Source organism: Streptococcus infantis (genome assembly GCF_047465185.1).
Classification (GTDB): Bacteria; Bacillota; Bacilli; order Lactobacillales; family Streptococcaceae; genus Streptococcus; species Streptococcus infantis_O.
Map to the genome: position 1 here is coordinate 122,451 of NZ_JASHAJ010000003.1, position 18,068 is coordinate 140,518.

General features: G+C 40.2%; 21 protein-coding genes. All 21 read left to right on the top strand.

Going from position 1 to position 18,068, the window contains the following annotated elements:
* Positions 1-12 precede the first annotated feature (12 nt).
* The 21 genes from QM382_RS06395 to QM382_RS06495 all read left to right on the top strand — a co-directional run bounded on the left by QM382_RS06395 (position 13) and on the right by QM382_RS06495 (position 18,065).
* Positions 13-516 (top strand): phosphatase PAP2 family protein, encoded by a 504-nt coding sequence (locus QM382_RS06395; RefSeq protein WP_414254117.1) that lies wholly within the window; start codon positions 13-15, stop codon positions 514-516.
* Between the two features lie 118 nt (positions 517-634).
* Positions 635-1,081 (top strand): LytTR family DNA-binding domain-containing protein, encoded by a 447-nt coding sequence (locus QM382_RS06400; protein WP_214262632.1) that lies wholly within the window; start codon positions 635-637, stop codon positions 1,079-1,081.
* Positions 1,082-1,085: 4 nt separating this feature from the next.
* On the top strand, positions 1,086-1,760 hold the full coding sequence (locus tag QM382_RS06405; protein ID WP_414254116.1) for a LiaF transmembrane domain-containing protein: 675 nt from the start codon (positions 1,086-1,088) through the stop codon (positions 1,758-1,760).
* A 453-nt stretch (positions 1,761-2,213) separates the two neighbouring features.
* Positions 2,214-2,351: a hypothetical protein gene (locus QM382_RS06410; protein WP_000599578.1), complete on the top strand. Its 138-nt coding sequence runs from the start codon at positions 2,214-2,216 to the stop codon at positions 2,349-2,351.
* Positions 2,351-3,475, top strand: a complete 1,125-nt coding sequence (locus QM382_RS06415; RefSeq protein ID WP_125398643.1) for a replication initiator protein A — start codon at positions 2,351-2,353, stop codon at positions 3,473-3,475. Before QM382_RS06410 ends, QM382_RS06415 begins: the two co-directional genes overlap by 1 nt.
* The gene (locus QM382_RS06420) at positions 3,469-3,636 is read left to right on the top strand and encodes a hypothetical protein (protein WP_414272814.1); all 168 of its coding nucleotides are present in this window, start codon (positions 3,469-3,471) and stop codon (positions 3,634-3,636) included. The genes QM382_RS06415 and QM382_RS06420 overlap by 7 nt, the downstream gene beginning before the upstream one ends.
* 4 nt (positions 3,637-3,640) lie before the next feature.
* Entirely contained in the window at positions 3,641-3,796 is a 156-nt protein-coding gene (locus QM382_RS06425) for a hypothetical protein (RefSeq protein ID WP_000522391.1), read from the top strand.
* A 2-nt stretch (positions 3,797-3,798) separates the two neighbouring features.
* On the top strand, positions 3,799-4,008 hold the full coding sequence (locus tag QM382_RS06430; RefSeq protein ID WP_101776599.1) for a helix-turn-helix transcriptional regulator: 210 nt from the start codon (positions 3,799-3,801) through the stop codon (positions 4,006-4,008).
* 296 nt (positions 4,009-4,304) lie between these two features.
* Positions 4,305-4,607, top strand: coding sequence for a hypothetical protein (locus tag QM382_RS06435; RefSeq protein WP_006155216.1), 303 nt, complete (start codon positions 4,305-4,307; stop codon positions 4,605-4,607).
* Positions 4,608-4,625: 18 nt separating this feature from the next.
* Positions 4,626-5,438: an LPXTG cell wall anchor domain-containing protein gene (locus QM382_RS06440; protein WP_414272815.1), complete on the top strand. Its 813-nt coding sequence runs from the start codon at positions 4,626-4,628 to the stop codon at positions 5,436-5,438.
* 21 nt (positions 5,439-5,459) lie between these two features.
* Positions 5,460-9,155, top strand: a complete 3,696-nt coding sequence (locus QM382_RS06445; RefSeq protein WP_414272816.1) for an SspB-related isopeptide-forming adhesin — start codon at positions 5,460-5,462, stop codon at positions 9,153-9,155.
* A 63-nt stretch (positions 9,156-9,218) separates the two neighbouring features.
* The gene (locus QM382_RS06450; RefSeq protein WP_414272817.1) at positions 9,219-9,707 is read left to right on the top strand and encodes a hypothetical protein; all 489 of its coding nucleotides are present in this window, start codon (positions 9,219-9,221) and stop codon (positions 9,705-9,707) included.
* Positions 9,708-9,778: 71 nt separating this feature from the next.
* Positions 9,779-10,006 carry a hypothetical protein gene (locus QM382_RS06455; protein WP_223334590.1) on the top strand — a complete coding sequence of 76 codons (228 nt, stop codon included), beginning with the start codon at positions 9,779-9,781 and terminating at the stop codon, positions 10,004-10,006.
* A gap of 24 nt (positions 10,007-10,030) precedes the next feature.
* Positions 10,031-10,777, top strand: a complete 747-nt coding sequence (locus QM382_RS06460) for a hypothetical protein (RefSeq protein WP_414272818.1) — start codon at positions 10,031-10,033, stop codon at positions 10,775-10,777.
* A gap of 8 nt (positions 10,778-10,785) precedes the next feature.
* A complete protein-coding gene (locus QM382_RS06465; protein WP_247942795.1) occupies positions 10,786-11,019 on the top strand; it encodes a hypothetical protein in 234 nt (77 codons plus the stop codon).
* Positions 11,016-11,363 carry a PrgI family protein gene (locus tag QM382_RS06470; RefSeq protein WP_006155160.1) on the top strand — a complete coding sequence of 116 codons (348 nt, stop codon included), beginning with the start codon at positions 11,016-11,018 and terminating at the stop codon, positions 11,361-11,363. The genes QM382_RS06465 and QM382_RS06470 overlap by 4 nt, the downstream gene beginning before the upstream one ends.
* Positions 11,323-13,677: a VirB4-like conjugal transfer ATPase, CD1110 family gene (locus QM382_RS06475; protein WP_414272819.1), complete on the top strand. Its 2,355-nt coding sequence runs from the start codon at positions 11,323-11,325 to the stop codon at positions 13,675-13,677. Before QM382_RS06470 ends, QM382_RS06475 begins: the two co-directional genes overlap by 41 nt.
* Positions 13,678-13,703: 26 nt before the next feature.
* Positions 13,704-16,340, top strand: coding sequence for a phage tail tip lysozyme (locus QM382_RS06480; protein WP_414272820.1), 2,637 nt, complete (start codon positions 13,704-13,706; stop codon positions 16,338-16,340).
* An 18-nt stretch (positions 16,341-16,358) separates the two neighbouring features.
* Positions 16,359-17,003, top strand: coding sequence for a hypothetical protein (locus QM382_RS06485; protein ID WP_006155080.1), 645 nt, complete (start codon positions 16,359-16,361; stop codon positions 17,001-17,003).
* A complete protein-coding gene (locus QM382_RS06490; protein WP_006154975.1) occupies positions 17,000-17,272 on the top strand; it encodes a hypothetical protein in 273 nt (90 codons plus the stop codon). The genes QM382_RS06485 and QM382_RS06490 overlap by 4 nt, the downstream gene beginning before the upstream one ends.
* Complete coding sequence (locus QM382_RS06495) at positions 17,226-18,065, top strand: hypothetical protein (protein ID WP_414272821.1); 840 nt, start codon at positions 17,226-17,228, stop codon at positions 18,063-18,065. Before QM382_RS06490 ends, QM382_RS06495 begins: the two co-directional genes overlap by 47 nt.
* Positions 18,066-18,068: the final 3 nt, after the last annotated feature.

Below are 18,068 nucleotides of genomic sequence, written 5' to 3' on the forward strand. Positions count from 1 at the left end.
ACGAGAAAATATATGAAAAACTATCAAGAGTGGTATGATAAAAGGAAATCAAATCTCCTTAGACATCCACAGCTTTTGCAACTGATGCGAGTCTTTAATCGCATGATGACAGTCCTGATGCCCTTGGCATACTTGACCCTGTTGGGGACAAGTTTTATGAGCAAGGGATTGGGGAAAGAATTTGCCACCTATATCTTGGTGCCAGCTTCTGGCTTTGTCCTATTGACGCTAGTTCGTAAGTGGATCAATCAACCCCGTCCTTATGAAGCTTGGGAAATTATCCCGCTACTGGACAAGGACAGTTCTGGCAATTCAATGCCCAGCCGCCATGTCTTTTCAGCGGCTATCATTTCCATGGCTTGTCTGCACGCAAATTTGTCTGCGGGGTTGATTTTGTTGGTCTTGTCAGCTCTTCTCGGTCTGGTCCGAGTCTTGGGTGGCGTTCATTATCCCAAGGATGTTCTAGTAGGCTATGCCTGTGGACTCCTCTGGGGAATTCTTTTCTTTATGTTGTAAAAATCAAAGCAAGTGGGTTTGGCCTCGTAACCACTTACGGGTCAAAAATGACCACTTGCTTTTTTGCCCTTGTAAAGTCTTATGGGCTTTGGTATAGTAGATGCAGAAAGGAGATAGGATGAAGTTACGAATCGAGATTGATAGTGAATTAACTGAGACAGAGATTGTCATCAAGGCTGCAGCCCTGACAGATGAAATAGCTGACTTGCAACGACTCTTGCAAGAAACCAAGGCTCCTAGGTTGATTTTTTATAAGGGGACGGGTGAGTACTATTTGGACTTGTCAGAAATTCTCTTTTTTGAGACAGAAGGTAGCAAGATTTACGCCCATACCCAGAAAGATGCCTACGAGGTTCGACTCAAGCTTTATGAGTTAGAGTCCATCCTGCCTCGCTATTTCAGTCGGGTATCCAAGTCGACCATTGCCAATCTTCGGCAGGTCTACTCGGTGGACAAGTCCTTCTCAGGTACAGGAACTATTTCCTTTTATCAGACCCACAAGGAGGTGCACGTGTCACGGCATTACCAATCCCTCCTAAAAGAAAATCTAAGAAACATGAGGTAAGAAGATGAAAAAGAAAGCATTTGGTATTGTGTTGCTAGTATTGGCAGCTTTAGTATTGTTACAGGGGAATTTTGGAATCCCTTCATTTGGAGGGCAGATTTGGCCCTTGATTGGTATTGGATTTTTTGCCTATCAATCAGTTGGAGCTTTGCTTCGTCGCCACTTCACTTCAGCCTCTTTTACAGCCCTAGTGGCCCTATTGATTGCCAATCATTTTTATGACATTTTACCAATCCCCAATCAATCACTGTTCTGGGCAGGAGTTCTAATCGTGCTTGGAGTAAGTATGTTGACTCATACTAACCGGACTTGGAATGGGAAAAAATGGTGGTATGACGGTGAAAAGACCATTCTTACAGAAAAGGAAGTAGCCTTTGGTAGCGGAACTTTTTACAAGCAGAACCAAGATTTGGTAGAAGACGAGTTTGAAGTCGGTTTCGGGAATGCCAAGATTTATTATGACAATGCAGAGATGTTAGGTGATAGCGCAACCTTGAAGATAGAAGTCGGATTTGGGAATGCAGTTGTCTATGTTCCCCAACACTGGAGAGTAGATCTTAAGGTGGAAACTTTCTGTGGTGCAGCCAAGGCAGATGCTCCTGTAGCCCCAACCAGCAAAACCTTGATTATCCGTGGAGACGTAGCTTTCGGGAAACTTGGTGTCGTCTACGTCAAATAAAAAAAGTCTTCCGTAAGTGTCTAGAGTTTTGGGAAAATGAAAAATTAAATATCATATATCTTGAGAGAGCGAGAAAATCGCTCTCTTTTTTCGTTGCAAAAATTAAAGAAAGGAGAAAAAATGTCAGATAATCCAGAATTGATGGGATATGTGTGAAAGGAAAAGGATATTCTCTAACAGATAAGGAGTGCAGTTCTATAATCTAAATTAAGAAAGGAAAAACTCGATGAGTATTCTGATTATATTTAATCTAATTTTTGCTATTGCTTCATACGGCATGTTTCTTAGCTCTTATCACAGAAATAAACCCTATGTGCTTTTTCTAGTTATTTTCACCATCAATGCTTTTGCAGTTTTATTAGCACTATTCATCTATTTTGGACTAATCAAGTAAAGAAAGGATTACTTATGAAACAACACAAAACAAAGGTCTCAAGGTTGACTAGAGACGTAATGATTTTAGATTTGATGAATACAATGGGATGGACTAGAAGCCGTGCTATTGCAGCTATTGAAGAGTTAGAACAAACTCATCTTGTTTATTTTCCTGAAGCTGGTGGCTTGAGGTTACAAGTTGTAGGAGGCTACTAATGGCAGATATCACGATTGACCAACTAGCTACTCTAACTTTTTATCAAATTCCAGAAATATTTTTCACCCGTATTCAACACAATGAGAACGGCTATCTCAAATTGACTAGTTCTTACACAGGTCTTTCATCTGATGCTAAGTTGGCTTACGGTGCTCTTTATAATCGTTGTAAATTAAGTATCAGTTCATTCCAGAAGGGCAATAGAGATTACGTTGATGAAAATGGAGCAGTCTTTCTAATTTTTACAGTTTCTGACCTGATGCTGCTATTGGACAAGGGAAAGATGAAGGTTACTAAGATTAAGAAAGAACTGCAAGAACATGGTCTCTTACGAGAAGTTAGGCAAGGGCTCAATAAGCCAAATAGACTTTATCTACAGCTAGTGGATGCTAATTTAGAAATAGTGGAGCACTATTCATCTGATGGTGAGTTACTGAAGAGGGTTAATGCTTTTGGTAAAGTTCTCTATGAAAAAGTACCCCAAAGCCTTGATAATAGCGAAAGTATCAAAAACGGACGTCCGCAAAATGGACTTCAAAACGTCCACGAACCGGACGGAATAAATACAGAGAGGAGTCAGACAGAGTCCTCATACGATACTAATCGATACGAGGGCGAGTCATCTTTATCTGATTTATCAATTTCTGAAGCATTCAAAATGGGACAACATGGTTTTCTTTCTCCTCAACTAGTTCAGAAACTCAGTTTGTTTGGAAAAGATGCAAAAATTCTTGAAAATAAAATCTATCAATCAAAACGTAAAGTTGAGACAGATTACAAGAACCTCTTAGCGAATCAAGAAATTTATGGAGAGGTGTGGTTACAGGATCTTGAACGTGAGCTTGATAAATTGATTTTCAAAATTAAAACAGGAGAGGCTGAAGGAAAACCAATCCAGAATGTCCCAGCCTACTTCTACAAAATGATGATTCGTTTTTGGAAAATGGCTCTGCTTATCGAAAAAGAACAGGGCTTTATGGAGTTATCAGGACAAAGTGAGCACTCTAGAAAATTCCCTGATGAGTGCCCTAGTCTGATTGCATACTATTATCCAGATAAACTGTCGGAGATGAAACTCAATAGCTATTTATCAGAATTGTCTAAGGGAGTTGAAACATGTTAAAAGATGAGTTTAGACCAATTGATGGTAAAGTGCTAACGATAGGTCGTAGCCCGAAGGAGAAAATCTACATGGTTCCTAAAGCTGCTTTTGATTTACCGAAAAAAGAAAGAGCTGAGAAACTCAGCCAAATTTTCTTATCATGGCAACAGGAAGAGGATTGATTTCATGGGATTGTTTAAGCTAGGGTTAATGATTATATTCGTCATCGGTTTATTATTGCTCTTTGGTTGTACTATTGGCAAAGTTATAAAGGAAGTGGATAATGCTTCTTTGCTGGATGATGAAATACTATCAAGTCCAAATGATGAAGGAGACAAGTAGATGTGAGGAAACAAACACAAAATCGTATTAAAGAATTACGAAAGCAGTCTAGACTGTCTCAGCAAGCCTTGGCTGATCAGATAGGAGTATTTCGTAACACCATATCGAACTGGGAAACAGGATATAGTCAGATAAGTCTTGAAAATGCTAAAAAAGTAGCAGAATACTTTGGGGTAACCATTGAATACCTGTTAGGATCAGAATCGGACTAAACCTAGTAAAGTTAAATCTATATTGACCGAGAAGTCATTAAACTACAGACCTTTGAAAACTGAATACAAGGCTTGCCCTGATGCAGCGTGGCTATGGATAAAAAAGAAACGGGGGCGAGTAGCAAACTAGAAAAGGATATCTAGTCCAGCCACTGAACGAAAAAGCATGATAATGATCATAAGCTGAAGGAGTAAGGGTTACTAGACTATAAACCCAGCGTATAAAATACCGATGTAAAAATACGTTTTTACACAGCACGGCGTAAATTTCGCCTTTCAACTTCAAGGAGAAATCTATGATAGATGAAATAACGGTCAGCCTAAAGGACTTAAAAGTTTTAGGAAAACAAGGAGGTGCGACGGCTCGTTTAGAGGACGGCACAGACCTTATCCTGAAGCCAGACTATGCAGTCAAACAGGCTAAAGGATACGTAGACGGTCTTTTAAGGGATGTTGAATTTCATTTGCCTTATAAAAAGGTTTATGATCAAATTCGCACTATTAAGAGAGATGCTCAAGTTATAGCTCGAAAAGTTAAGACACCATCAGGAATGGAACTTCGTTTAACTGGAAGAGGTTATAATCGCCAAACTAAATAAAGAAAAGGAAAAATCAAAATGAACAAGAAAAATGTATTAGCTGCACTAGCACTTTCAACTATCGCACTTGCACAAGCTGGTTATGTATCAGCAGACGAGCTTGCACCAATTGATTCTTCTGCTCCAGCGACAGAAGTTGTTACGCCAACAACACCTAGCGCTTCAACAGAAACAGAGGCACCAGCAACTCAGCCAACAGAGCCTTCAGTTACTCCAGTTGACCCAACAACGCCAAGTGTACAAGACAAAGACAACGCAGGAAGTCTTGACGGGGTATCAACAGATAAACCAGCAACTTCTGAACAGCCACAGGACAAGGATAATGCAGGTAGCCTTGATGGTGTACCAACACCATCAGATAAACCACAAGACAAAGACAACGCAGGAAGTCTTGACGGAGTGACAACAGATAAACCAGCACCTTCAGACAAGCCACAGGACAAGGATAATGCAGGTAGCCTTGATGGTGTACCAGCTGAAAAGCTAAAAACAACTGATCAAGCGAACCAGCAAGGGAAGTCACAAATTGGAACTACTTCAACTTCAACAGGTCAAGTAGTGCATGACGTGACAAAAGAACCAGTTGAAACGAATACAGGAGCTTCAATTGTTAGCACGCAAAACGGAAACGTAGTCCTTTCAAATGGATCTGTAGTAGCTCCTGAAGAGATCGGTGGTACTGTTAACGAAGATAAGACTATCTCTGTTACTGATAAAGAAGGCAAACTTAAAACACTTCCAAACACTGGAACTGCAGAAAGCATTCTAGGTACTATTGGGGCTATGTTGTTGACGGCAGTAGGTTATTTCTACAAGAAGAAACTATTTTAATTAAGTGAAGGAGAAAGAAAAATGACAGAAAAAACACAAGGACACGGATATTTCCGTAAGAAAAAATGGGCTAAAGGCCTAGTATCAGGAATTGCAGTTGCAGGTATTGTAGCCTTCTCTGCAGGTTCAGCATTTGCGGATGAAGCAGTTCAGCCTGAAAGCAAAAACGACAATAACATTTATGCTACACAAGCTGGTAAAGCAACAGGAAGCCAGTCTGTAGCGATTGATAATGGAGCAGTTACAAAGGCTGCTGAAAAAGCAAAAGAAGCAGGGGTGAACGTTTCTGAAACTCAGATTGTTGATAAGGGAACAGATACCACTGCTCCAAAACTTGAACAGTCTAAGTCTGAGATTAAACAAGATCAGGACAAGCAAGTCAAGGAACTTGAAGAAGCGACTACAAAACAAGTTGAAAACAATACAGCCTTCAAGGAAGCGCAAAAAGCTATTCAAGCTAACAATCAATTTGTAGCTGATGAAAAAGCCAAGCATGAAGGGGAAACAACTGTCACAGTGACGAATGACAGTTCGACTGCTACAGATGGTTCAGCAGACAAAAACAAGAAAGCTACTCAAACAGCTAAACAGGTCTTGTCAGAGAACCAACAAGCCGTAACAAAATACCAAGATGAAAAATCTAAGTATGATGCTACTGTTGAACAAGCTACTGCTCTAAACAAAGCGGTAGAAAGCGCATCTGAACAGCTGAAGAAAGAAAAGGTTGACGTTAAAGTCGTTACACGTACGGTTTCTTCAGTCGCAGAAGTAGAAGCATTGAAGAAACAAAATGACCAGGCTATTGCGACTGCAAAAAGCAAAGTGGAGCTTAACAAAGCCCTCATGGCTGCCTACACAGAGAAGAAGAATGCTAGTGATCAAGTCAACCAAGATGCTGATCGTAAATCAGCGGATTTGAAAAAATCTGGTGTACTTCTCAATTCTAAAACCCAAGAAATTTCTTCAGCTGATGAAGCTAAGCAAATTGGGAAACAAAACCAAGTAGCTTATGACAAGGCTAAGAAAGCACAAGCGGACTGGCAGAAGAAATACAATGAACTTCAATCTAAAACAAGTACAGAAGGGTACACAAAAGAAGTAGTCTTGCAAGCCCTCAGCGTTGCGACAGCAAATCCTGAAGCAACAATGAAGTCCTCTGCTTCAGGAGCGAATGTAACTACTAAAGATTACATTGCCTCATCAAATGGGACATCAGGGTATACTCGAGTTCTTGACTCAACTAAAGTCTTGAAATACAAGGATGTTGGCACTGGATGGAAAACAGAAGTTGACTACACTAATCTGAAAGGTTTGACTGTTTCAACTGCGGATGGCAAAAAACATGATATTTCTCGTATCCATCGAAAATTCGAGATTCTTAATCAAGGGAAGACAGGATTGAATGATGTCTATGTCCTGAATGATCCAACAGAAGGATTCGTAGTAGCTCGTAATGATGGAGCTGGTGGAGCAGCAGACTACATGAATTTCTTGGTTACGGATACCTACTACTACAATGTGGATGGGAAAGAAGTAGCCTTCCAAGCAAGTGAAAAGACTCCTGCAACACTGACCTATTCCTCACTCAACCATAATATTATTGGTTGGGAAGGTGCGAAAGCCATTAACGGAACTCATGTTGAAATTAACGGCTCAACTGTAACCTATAACAAGAATTATGGTTATGTTTACGCTGAAGACTACAACCGCCAAGAAGATGTAGGTCATCTTTGGGATACATCTGACTCACCTTACCAATACAAGGGCGCTGCACTTGGTGTTTTCAAGAAAGGGACAGCCTTCACAACCGAATTTATCCAATGGGATGGACCAGTTAATCCAAATGGCCAAACCTATTGGTTCGCTTTGAATACGAAGGTTGTAACGCCAGTTGTTGAAGTTCCAGCTACTGCAACCATTACTAAAACAACCGTGAAGCCAGTTAAGCCAGAACCTGTATCAGCTGAATTGGTCAAAGCGAAGAATCCAGTTAAGCCAACCTTGGCGCTTAAAACTCTTTCTGAAACCAAAAATCAGAAATTATCTGCAAGCTATCACGGCTACAAATTGCAGTATAAGCCAGTTGTCCGCAAATCTGTAGCAGATACAGATAAGACCAATACAAACGGTCAAACAGTAGCTAAAAATGCTACTCAGCTTTATACATTGCATCATGACAATATTTATGCGAACCTTAAAAAAGGTGATAAGATTACCATCATTGATCCACTCGAAGCTGGAGCAGTTCCTGATGTTGCTGTTACAAAGGCAGCTGCAGAGAAAGCAGGATGGGACGTTGCCTATGATTCAGGAAAGAATACGTATACCTTTACTGCAACCTACGAAGGGAAGCGTCTAGCAGCTCCTGTGATTAGCTGGAAGCCAATCTATGATAAAGGTTTCTATGACAACACTTATAAAGTGTTAGTGAATAAATACGAGGTGTACTCAAACACTGTTACTACCAAAACACCAAAACCACCAAAACCAGTCAAAGCTGTTCTGGATCGTTCTGGTAAGGATATCAACGGTGCAACAACATTTGATCGCAACGTGACCTTCCGATTGGTGACTGATTATAGTCCATACACCAAAACTCTTGCTTCAGCACAAGCACTTGGTAAGAAGTTTGCTATTTTGGATGATGTCCAAGATGGTGCATTCTCAGTTTATCAAGGTAATATCAAAATGACTGCTGCTGGTAAAGACGTAAAAAGCTTGTTTGACATGCATCACGTGCTTTCAGACAAAGGACGTACAGATGCAATCAAGAATATCCTGAAGGAATTGAACTTGTCACCAAAAGGTGAGTTCTATATGTGGGTTCCAAAAGACAACGCTGCTTACTACAAGAATTATGTTTCTAAGGGTAAAAACGTGACGATTGATCTTCCAGCTAAGCTCCTGGTTAAAGCAGGGGAGAAAGTCAAAAATAACTTTAAACAAATTGACTTTGGTAACAGCTATCAGTCAAACCTTGTGACTGTTGAAGTACCAGATGTGAAGCCAGAGAAACACGCTTTGGACCAAAAGGATAATAAGAAAGTCTTGGACGGTCAAGAAGTACAGATTGGCCAATATATTCGCTATCTACTTGACGGTGTAACCGTGCCTACTAAACACGATAGCCTCTTCCAATATGACGGTATTGATATGCTTGACTTGAAGCATGATCGCTATACTGGTAATTGGAAAGGTATCATCAAGGGTACAGAGTACACAGCAGAAAAAGATCTAACGTTGCCATACGATGTTATTCTGAAGAATGGTAAAGTGATTAAGGCAGGAGATAAGATTCCCAAAGGTAGCTCTTATGCCTTTACCTTTGAGTTCGACCAAAGCACAAACTCAGACTTTATCAAGAAGATTGTTAAAGTAACATGGAACGAAAAAGACGGTAAGTGGGCTTACACTATTGACAAAGACTTCTTAAACTCATTAGGTGTAAAAGGCACGTTTGATGCAGACTTCTATCTAGAAGTCGAACGCATTGCAGCTGGGAAGGTTGAAAATACCTTTATCAATACAGTAAATTCACAAGAGATGACGGCTAAAGTGACAACCACAACGCCAGAGCCACCTAAACCTGAAGAACCTGGAAAACCAAATCCTCAACCATCACTTCCAAATACAGGATCAGCAGCAAGCATGCTTCCAGTTGTGGGAATGATTTTGGGATTGTTGAGTCTTGTAGGTCTTCGTAAGTATAAAAAATAGAACATCTAGAAATTCCCCCTCATCTATGGTATAATGAAGCCATAAAAAAGAGGGGGAAAAGAGATGAGAAAGGACACGAAAATGGATGCACATGTGACTAGAAGTGGATACAGATACTATACCCCAACTAAAACAAAATCAGAAGTCACCAAACCTGAAGAAGAGAAGAAGTGGAAAAAAGGCCTACGTTGGCTAGGGAAAGCCATCTGGTCAGGAATAAAGAATCTACCGAGTGTTATTGCGAGAGCTGCTGTTTTGATGGTTGCGACTCCACTCATGTTTCTCCTCTTTATCTTTAATCTGATTAAGAGCTTGATTGCGACAGCAATTGGTTGGTTTGTGTTTAAGGTTGTAGTTGCGTTTCTTGTCCTGTGTTATTGGGCATTTCTAACAAAAGAAGGAACCGCTCCAGCAAGTGTTGAACTTTGGTTTAAAAATTGGATAATGCCAGAAGGTGTTCCAATCTATCACTGGTGGGAAACGACTATTATCGTTGTCTTGGCTGTAATTACAGCCCTCTCTCTAACTTTTCGTCCAACGGATGAAATATAGTATTAAATAAACAAAGTGGGTACTAGGAATCTTTCTTAGTACCTTTTTATAAAAGAAAGTGAGAAAAAATAATGAGTGCAGTTGTAGATTTTATTAACAAAATTGGGAATATCGGTGGAATTATCGGTATTGGTTGGGCCGCTTGGGGTGCCTGGGACTTAGCAGTAGGAATCAAACGTGAATTGGATGACAAGAAGGATAAAGGAATTCAAAGTTTGATTTTAGGCGCTCTTCTTGGTGCCGTCCTAAAAGCCCTCTTTACCGCTTTGGCAACAGGTCTTCAAACTCTTGGCTCGTAAGAGGAAGAAAAAGGAGGTGGTTTTATGAACCAATCCACACTTGATCAACTAACCATGAGTCTGAAAGACTATAATGCGACAGCTTATGAACTGATGGAAACTATTTCGGGTTCGATGGAGAAGGTAGCCATTTTGCTTCTTCTCCTTTTTATGGGGATCAACCTCATGAACTGGCACCAGCATCTTAAAAGCAATGGTGGGGAGTTATCTTTTCAGCTTTGGATTGAAGAAATCCTTAAATATGCCATTGCCCTTTTTTTAATCCTCTATGTGGATGCGATTTTTGATGCTTTGTCTTGGTTATTTAATGTCATTATAAAATCAGTATCTAGCGCTAGTCTTGATCCTTATAAGGCTGAAACACCAAAATATGAAGGATTAAATATGATATCAAAAGGGATGCTTCAATTTATTTATTGGGTCGTTGACTTTATCGGTCAGATCTCGACTAAGTTGTTGATCTTGTTGCGTTCCTTTACGCTCTACACGTATAAGGGAATTGCTAAAATTATTGTCGCTTGTTACATGGTAGATAGCTTGCGCCCAATCTGCTTCGGATTCTTTAAGCTCTATATTGCAGCTGTCCTCCAGGGATTGATCTTAGTAGTTGTGATCATGCTTTATCCAGCCATTGTAACTAACGATCTCCTGACAGTTGAGAAAACTGGAGCTTGGACAAGTGCTTTAGTTTCCATCGCTAAAGGAATTATTTATATCATGATGCTCTTTGGTAGCCAACGCATGGCCAAAAATATCGTGCAGGTGAACTAGGAGGAGAAATGTTTAAAAAGCACTCACAGAAAAATCAGCAAGTGCTAGGAAATATTTGGAGAGTTATTTTAAAAACAGTAGTCTGGGGGCTACTGTTTTTACTTAGGACTCTCTTTTTCTATTACTTGTGCCGTAGGGCTCTGCAACCACATTGGTTGGCTCTCGTAAGTGGTATTATTTTAGCCTGTGGAAGTGAATTTATTTTCTTTAGAAAAGATAACTGGAAGAAAGGAACAGAATGACACGTTTAGGCAGTGAATTTTTAAAGGCTTTAGATAGCTACGAAAGGCCAGTTTTAGGGTATATGACACTGAGACAGTTAGTGCTACTATTTGGTATCGCATTGACAGTAGTTGTCACCACCATCCTCTATTGGCTGAAGGCACCTGATATAATCCTTTATGGCGTTGATATTTTATTATTAGCGCCTTTTGTTATTTTCGGGTGTTATATTGATGAAAAAATTAAAGATGAGGTCCGTTTCCTTTTGACTAAGCAGGAACGCTCTTATCAGACAGATTATGACAGAAAGGAATATACAAGAAATGAATTTATTCGGCCGAAAGAAAACCCTGAAACTCTCTAAGGAAGAACGGGAACGGGCCAAACGTCTAAGACGTACCATGACGGCATCTACACAGAATAGTCTTAATTATCAATGGTTGATGCCTGATGGGCTCATGAAAATTACAAATGATCAATTCTCAAAGACCTATCGCCTAGGTGATACAAGCTATATTACTGCAACAGATGATGAGCGAATTGATATCATTGAAACAAACGCTGATATTTTTAATTCTCTGGATATTGACAATGATATGCAGCTATTGATCCTGAATCGTCGAGTAGAAAGCAATAGCTTATCTTCTATCCGCTATGATTTAGTTGGGGATGGATATGACGATTATCGTAAAGAGTACAATGCGATGATCAATGATCGTTTCTCTCAGGAACAAAATACCTTCAAGGTGGAAAAATATCTGACGATTACTACCCAAACAGACCAGGATCATCAAGCTAGAAGAATCCTAGATGATACAGCCAGCGTGATTGAAAGTCAATACAGTGGCTTAGGAATCTCCTTTAAGGAGTTAGAGGGCTTAGATCGTCTTCTTATCTTCCGAAAACTCTTGAGGCGAGAAGGTTTTATTGATTTTAACTATGAAGACATCGCTATTTCTGGATTATCCACCAGGGATTTTGTAGCTCCAAACTATCTGAAGTTTGAAAAAGATCATATGAAAATTGATGATTGTTTCGCAAGGGTGATGTATGTTAGACAATATCCTACCTTCTTGAATGACAAACTGATCAAGAATATCCTGGATACAGGAATTGAACTTGCTATCAGCCTACATGCGAAGCCCTATGATACTGCAGATGCCTTGAAGAAAATCAAGACAGTTAAGTCAAGTGTACGCAGGGAAATGATCAAAAGTCAGAAGGCTGCAGCCAAAGAAGGCTATGGAAGTGACTTGGCCGTTGGTGGGAAGGCTGTGGAGACATCTCGTGAAACCGAGAAGTGGACTGAAGAACTCCAGGACAATGACCAAAAAATGTTTTCAGGTGTGATGACGATTTTCTTCATGGCTGACACTCTGGAAGAGTTGAATATCTACACAGAGCAGGTTCAACGATCTGTCCGTAAGAATACGGTAGAACTGGATAAGTGTTACTTGTACCAGGAAGAATCCTTGAATACGATTCTACCGATTGGGATTCCATTTATCAACGTAAAACGCCGTTTTATGAGAGATATGACTACCAGTAACTTGGCCACACAAGTCCCATTTACCAACGTAGATCTTCGATCTAACAGTCCACGTGCAATTTATTATGGCCAGAATCAGCTATCAAAGAACGCTATCACAGTTGACCGTAAGAAAGACTTGAATACAGGTTCAGGTTGTATCTTTGGAACTTCAGGATCAGGAAAGTCTGTTCTTGCTAAAGGAGGAGAGATAATTCCTACAACTCTACGTTACCCTGAAGATAATATTATTATCGTCGATCCTGAAGATGAGTACACTGGTATTGGCCGAGAATTAGGTGCAGAAATCATCACAATCGCTCCTGGATCGCAACATCACTTTAACTTGTTGGATCTTCCTGATAAGGATAAACTGCAGGCAGAAGATAGTGACCCGATTGGCCAAAAATCAAACCTCTTATCAACCTTGTTTGAAAATATATTCTCTGAGGTATCAGACGATGAATTTGCGATGATTGACCGTGTAACGAGAAAGACCTATGAGGAATTTGAAAAACCAACATTTAAGGCTTGGCAAGCCGTTTTGGAACGTCAACCTGAAGATGTGGCCAAGGAGTTGGCGCTGAAAGCTGAACCTTATACGGTTGGATCAAATGATATTTTCGCACATCCTACAAACGTCAATATGAATAGTCGCTTTATTATCTTCAATCTCAAGCAGTTGAGTGGGAAATTGAAGCCATTCGCCCTCCTGGTGATTCAGGACTTTATCTGGAACCAGGTAGTCAATAATCAAGGGAAAGCTATTACATGGCTGTACTTTGATGAGTTGCAGCTATACTTTAAAAATAAGCTGCAAGCAACCTTCTTTACAGAACTATACTCACGTATTCGTAAGTACGGGGCTATTCCAACAGGGATTACACAAAACCCAGAGACTGTTTTATCTACAGAGGAAGGTAGAAAGCTAGTCGCAAACTGTGAGTTTTTAGCCCTCCTGAAGCTGAAGAGGACAGACCTAGAAGCCCTGGAGCAGGTAATTCCTCTTACACCTTCACTGGAGCGATTTGTTTTGCGACCAAAAGCAAAAGGTACAGGTTTGATTGTGGCTGGAGATACGATTGTTCCATTTGAAAATCCTATCCCTAAAGATACCAAACTGTATCAATTGGTTGCGACGGATAGTTAAAAAAATAGAAAGAGAGGTGATTTCTTTTGTTTGAAAGTGATCGCAAACAATTAAAACAGGAGCGCAAGCGGAGAATCAAAGAAGGAAAAGCCCTCAATGCTGAAAAAAAGCCTAAAGAAGCACGTTTAGACTCAAAAGTTGCATTTAAAGAAGCTAAGAAGAATTATCGCTTAGCGAACAAAAATTATAAACTACATAAAGGACCTCAAGCAACAGCTAGAGGTCTTTTCTTTAAGCAACAACGTGATCGAGCAAAGTTGGAAAAACAAATTGCAACAACGCTCTATAAACGAGCTAAAAAGGCTGATGATAGCTATATTCCCAATCGTATAAAGAGACGAACAAAACAAAGTGCCAAAATGAAGCTGAGGCATGATGTTGAGAAGACAATCAGAGATAATGATATTCTTGGAGATTGGGTTCAAGCTAGACAAAATATTCGGCAAGCCAAGTATCAGGTAAATGCCTCTAAAAGAGCTGCAAAAGTTGCAGGAAAGCTATCTAAGTATACTATTAAGCATAGTTATGGTCAGCTTAATAAAAGCTATAATTTTATCAGAGGGCGAGGGTATACTCGAACACCTAGAGAGTTCTCCTGGGAAGGAAAACTCAGCAAAAAAATGAAACATGCCAAAAAGCGACTGGCACGTTCAAAGTTTGGGAAGGCATCAAAACGTACAGGAAAAGTCTTTAAGTTTGCGTCAAAATTACTACGTTCGATTTTAGCCAATCCTTTAGCTGTCAAGTCCTTTTTTTTAATGTTTCTTATCTTTGCAGTATTTGGGATATTTATGTCTGTTTTTGGAGGCAGTGGTCCCGTCCAACAAAATGAATTTGACCTTAATAAGTCCTGGCTTCAGATCAGTAAACGTGATAGAGAGAAGTCAAATGATAAGGTTGACTATTGGACCAACATCGATGATATGCTCTTCTTCATGAACTTTCGCTACGGTAGTGATTGGAAACCAGAGAGTTCCTGGAAAGACGGAACAGGTGGTGAATGGGCTGGTACATTAGGTTTTAATCACTATTCTGATGCCTTGAATGACCTTTGGAATCATTTGAATGATGATCCACATAATTTGAAGAAGATGGCTGATTTATATGGTTCGTCTTCGAAATTAAAATGGGCCAAATTGAGTGACAGTGAACTAGAAGAGTATAAAGAATTAGAGGAGTTGACTAAAGAAGTTGGTCGCTATCCTTCTTATCAAGAACTAGCTAATCCTTTTTACCTGGAGGATGACTCTTCTTATCAAGCTCCTCTAGTTATTTTGAAAAGATTTGGTTACACTTCTAAGAGTGAAATTTATGAGAAAACACAACTAAAAGCCTCAACGGGACAGGCCATAAGGGCTCCTATAGCAGGTAAAGTCAGTGTGACAGATGATACTACTGTATCCATCAAAACAGATAAAGCAATCTTTACTTATGAAGAGGTAGGAAATATCCGTGTTTCTGACGGTGATCAGGTCAAAGCTGGAGACGAGGTTGGGAAGGTAACGGCAAATGGTTACCAGGTCATTCAGTATCAAAAACTGGAGGAAAAAGAGACAAAGGATAAGAAAGAAAAGTGGACATCAGTCAATCCAGGCTTTTACTTTCAATCTGTCACGTACAATCAGACAACCTCAGTCATTACTACACTTGATGGTGATTTAGGACAAAAATCACGAGCGATAAAAGACTACTTGAAGCAAAAGGTACCAGGGCTGACAGATAATGGTTTGGCAGCCATGCTTGGAAATTTTGCAACAGAAAGTAATATCAATCCTAAACGTGCTGAAGGAGATTACCTTAACCCACCAGTAGGGGCTGATTCTTCTTCCTGGGATGATGAGTCCTGGTTAGCTATTTCTGGACCCGCTATTTATAACGGAAGATACCCAAATATTCTCCATCGAGGCTTAGGACTAGGTCAGTGGACAGATACAGCGGATGGTTCCACTAGGCACACTCTATTATTGAATTATGCAAAATCAAAAAATAAAAAGTGGTACGATTTAGAACTGCAGTTAGACTTTATGTTAGAGGGAGATACTCCTTACTACATCACTGAACTGACATCGATTCTAACCAGCACAGAAAACGTAGAGACACTTACAGAGCGTTTCCTGGTTAACTGGGAAGGGAACTCTGGAGATAAGGTCTTAGAACGCCAAAATAATGCTAAGCAGATCCATGCTTTTCTTACTCAACAAGTTCGAGGAGGCGGAGCCTTAGCATCCTCCTGGGATTTCCCTGCAGAGTATCAGTCGAAAGTGGATCACCCTCCTACACAGGCTTCTATGACCACACAACAAGGAAGTGGCTACCCAGTTGGTCAATGTACCTGGTATGCGTATAACCGTTTAGTCGAGCTAGGAACGATTACGGACTTATCAGGAGCTTATGGTTACCTTGGCAATGGTCAGGATTGGGTGGCAAGCCTGGTCGCAAAAGGATGGCGATATAGTACGTCGCCAACGAAAGGAGCTGTTGTATCAGTTCTAGGTGGATTTGGTGGGACACCAGGTGAATATGGGCATGTTGCGATAGTGGAAGCTGTAAACTCCGACGGATCATTCCTTGTTTCGGAATGTAATATCCGAGGAGTACAGGATAAGGTCCATTTTTCTGTCCTCTATCCAGCTTACTACTATACGTTTGCGACACCGAATTAAAAAGAAAGAAGGTAAATCATGAAAATGATAGATATGGAGAAATTAAAACTCCTTAAAATAGGAGGAATCCTTATAGGAGTTGTGTTAGTTTTAGGTTTCGTATTCTGGATTGGTGCAGCAACCTCGGCGCAAAATAAAGCTAAACAGGAAGCTGAATCCACGCAACAAGAAACCAAAGCAGAGGGAAGCGAACTAACGCAAGAATATGTAAAAGAATTTTTGACGGCTTACTTCAATAAGCAGGATCTTGGCGAAAATAGAAATCGTTATTTGCCCTATATGACAGAAGCTGCTTACAATCAGGAAGTGAACTCTGAAGAAGAACCATCGGTACAAACCTACAAGGGCTATGTAGTGGATACACAGATGAAGTCTTCTACCATCTACATCGATAAAGAAAACAATGTTGCCTTAGCTCAAGTGAGATACACTCAGACACAGTTACAGAAGAAGTATGATTATACAAATGCCCAAACAAACGTAGGATCTTCAAGAACCATACGGATTCGCTTCAGCAAGCAAGATGGGAAATACCTGGTCAATCATATTGATCCTATTTTGATTGTGGACAGCCTGAGCGCAAGTGAAAAGGCGAGTATTCCATCATTAAACAAACCAAGCACTAACCAAACGCAAAGTACAGAAGGGAAAAAGGAAGAATGACAAAATTAGAAACTTTGGAAAAACAAAAACAGAAAGCGGAAGACCGCTTAGCTGACTATATGACAAAGGCCAAGAAGGAAGAAGAGAAACTGAAGGAGCTAGAAACTCAAATCATTCTGGCCAAACATGAGGAACGGTCAAACTACTTGGCCGAACATAATTTAACCTGGGCTGATATTGAAACAGCTCTTGCTGAAGGAAAATTGAAAGGAGCTGAAAAACATGTACCGTCTGACCAATCTGACACAAAACACGACCACAACGTATAAGAATCGAGACCTTGTGTATCAAGCTCTGGAGCGAGAAAATGCCAAGGTTAAATATCAGGAGGCAGAGGCTGTTTTATTAGTAGAGGAACTAGATAAAAAGAATGTAGTGATCTATCAAGAAGATGTCTATTTACCATTTGAGGGAATCGCAGACAGCCTCTTCCTGAAGCCTGGTACGTTGAATAACCAGGAGGCTGCACCAAAAGAAGCAAAAACCTCTTTCTTTAAGCGCCAAACTAAAACAAAACGTCTAGAGAAGACTCCTGAGGAGAACGCTGAAGTCTCTTCAATGAAACATGAAACTCCCAAACCTCGCCCCTCTTCTAAGCGCTCTTTTGGGGTGTTTTTAGGAAGAGTTTTGGTGTTATTGGGTCTAGTAGGAAGTCTGACACTTGCTGGCTTATCACTTACGTTAGTTTACCATCAAGAAAAGCAACTCACGGCCGTATCTGAGGAACTTTCAAATCTAAAAACCATTCAGTCAAAAACAGGGGAACTAGATGCCTTTTCTCGTTACTTTTTGCCAGCCTTTTACTCTGATAAAGGGAAAATAGCTGATTTCGTAGCTCCTCAATTAACGATAGATAGACAAGCAGGTCAACTGCAGTCTGTGATTTTGGAATCTAGCTTGATGGTTGATGAAACAACTTATCAGCTAACTTATGTAGTAGCCGTGAAAGATGGTGAGAACAGAAGTCAGAAACGCTTGGTAGTTACTGTGAAGGAAGAACCTTCAGCACCTTACGGATTCCAGGTTATTGCTAAGCCAGAACTGTCCAATTATCCAAAATAAAGG

Bases quoted from the DNA above. Each gene is read 5' to 3' on its own strand.
- QM382_RS06395 (WP_414254117.1), top strand. From the start codon at position 13: ATGAAAAACTATCAAGAGTGGTATGATAAAAGGAAATCAAATCTCCTT.
- QM382_RS06400 (WP_214262632.1), top strand. From the start codon at position 635: ATGAAGTTACGAATCGAGATTGATAGTGAATTAACTGAGACAGAGATT.
- QM382_RS06405 (WP_414254116.1), top strand. From the start codon at position 1,086: ATGAAAAAGAAAGCATTTGGTATTGTGTTGCTAGTATTGGCAGCTTTA.
- QM382_RS06410 (WP_000599578.1), top strand. From the start codon at position 2,214: ATGATTTTAGATTTGATGAATACAATGGGATGGACTAGAAGCCGTGCT.
- QM382_RS06415 (WP_125398643.1), top strand. From the start codon at position 2,351: ATGGCAGATATCACGATTGACCAACTAGCTACTCTAACTTTTTATCAA.
- QM382_RS06420 (WP_414272814.1), top strand. From the start codon at position 3,469: ATGTTAAAAGATGAGTTTAGACCAATTGATGGTAAAGTGCTAACGATA.
- QM382_RS06425 (WP_000522391.1), top strand. From the start codon at position 3,641: ATGGGATTGTTTAAGCTAGGGTTAATGATTATATTCGTCATCGGTTTA.
- QM382_RS06435 (WP_006155216.1), top strand. From the start codon at position 4,305: ATGATAGATGAAATAACGGTCAGCCTAAAGGACTTAAAAGTTTTAGGA.
- QM382_RS06440 (WP_414272815.1), top strand. From the start codon at position 4,626: ATGAACAAGAAAAATGTATTAGCTGCACTAGCACTTTCAACTATCGCA.
- QM382_RS06445 (WP_414272816.1), top strand. From the start codon at position 5,460: ATGACAGAAAAAACACAAGGACACGGATATTTCCGTAAGAAAAAATGG.
- QM382_RS06450 (WP_414272817.1), top strand. From the start codon at position 9,219: ATGAGAAAGGACACGAAAATGGATGCACATGTGACTAGAAGTGGATAC.
- QM382_RS06455 (WP_223334590.1), top strand. From the start codon at position 9,779: ATGAGTGCAGTTGTAGATTTTATTAACAAAATTGGGAATATCGGTGGA.
- QM382_RS06460 (WP_414272818.1), top strand. From the start codon at position 10,031: ATGAACCAATCCACACTTGATCAACTAACCATGAGTCTGAAAGACTAT.
- QM382_RS06465 (WP_247942795.1), top strand. From the start codon at position 10,786: ATGTTTAAAAAGCACTCACAGAAAAATCAGCAAGTGCTAGGAAATATT.
- QM382_RS06470 (WP_006155160.1), top strand. From the start codon at position 11,016: ATGACACGTTTAGGCAGTGAATTTTTAAAGGCTTTAGATAGCTACGAA.
- QM382_RS06475 (WP_414272819.1), top strand. From the start codon at position 11,323: ATGAATTTATTCGGCCGAAAGAAAACCCTGAAACTCTCTAAGGAAGAA.
- QM382_RS06485 (WP_006155080.1), top strand. From the start codon at position 16,359: ATGAAAATGATAGATATGGAGAAATTAAAACTCCTTAAAATAGGAGGA.
- QM382_RS06490 (WP_006154975.1), top strand. From the start codon at position 17,000: ATGACAAAATTAGAAACTTTGGAAAAACAAAAACAGAAAGCGGAAGAC.
- QM382_RS06495 (WP_414272821.1), top strand. From the start codon at position 17,226: ATGTACCGTCTGACCAATCTGACACAAAACACGACCACAACGTATAAG.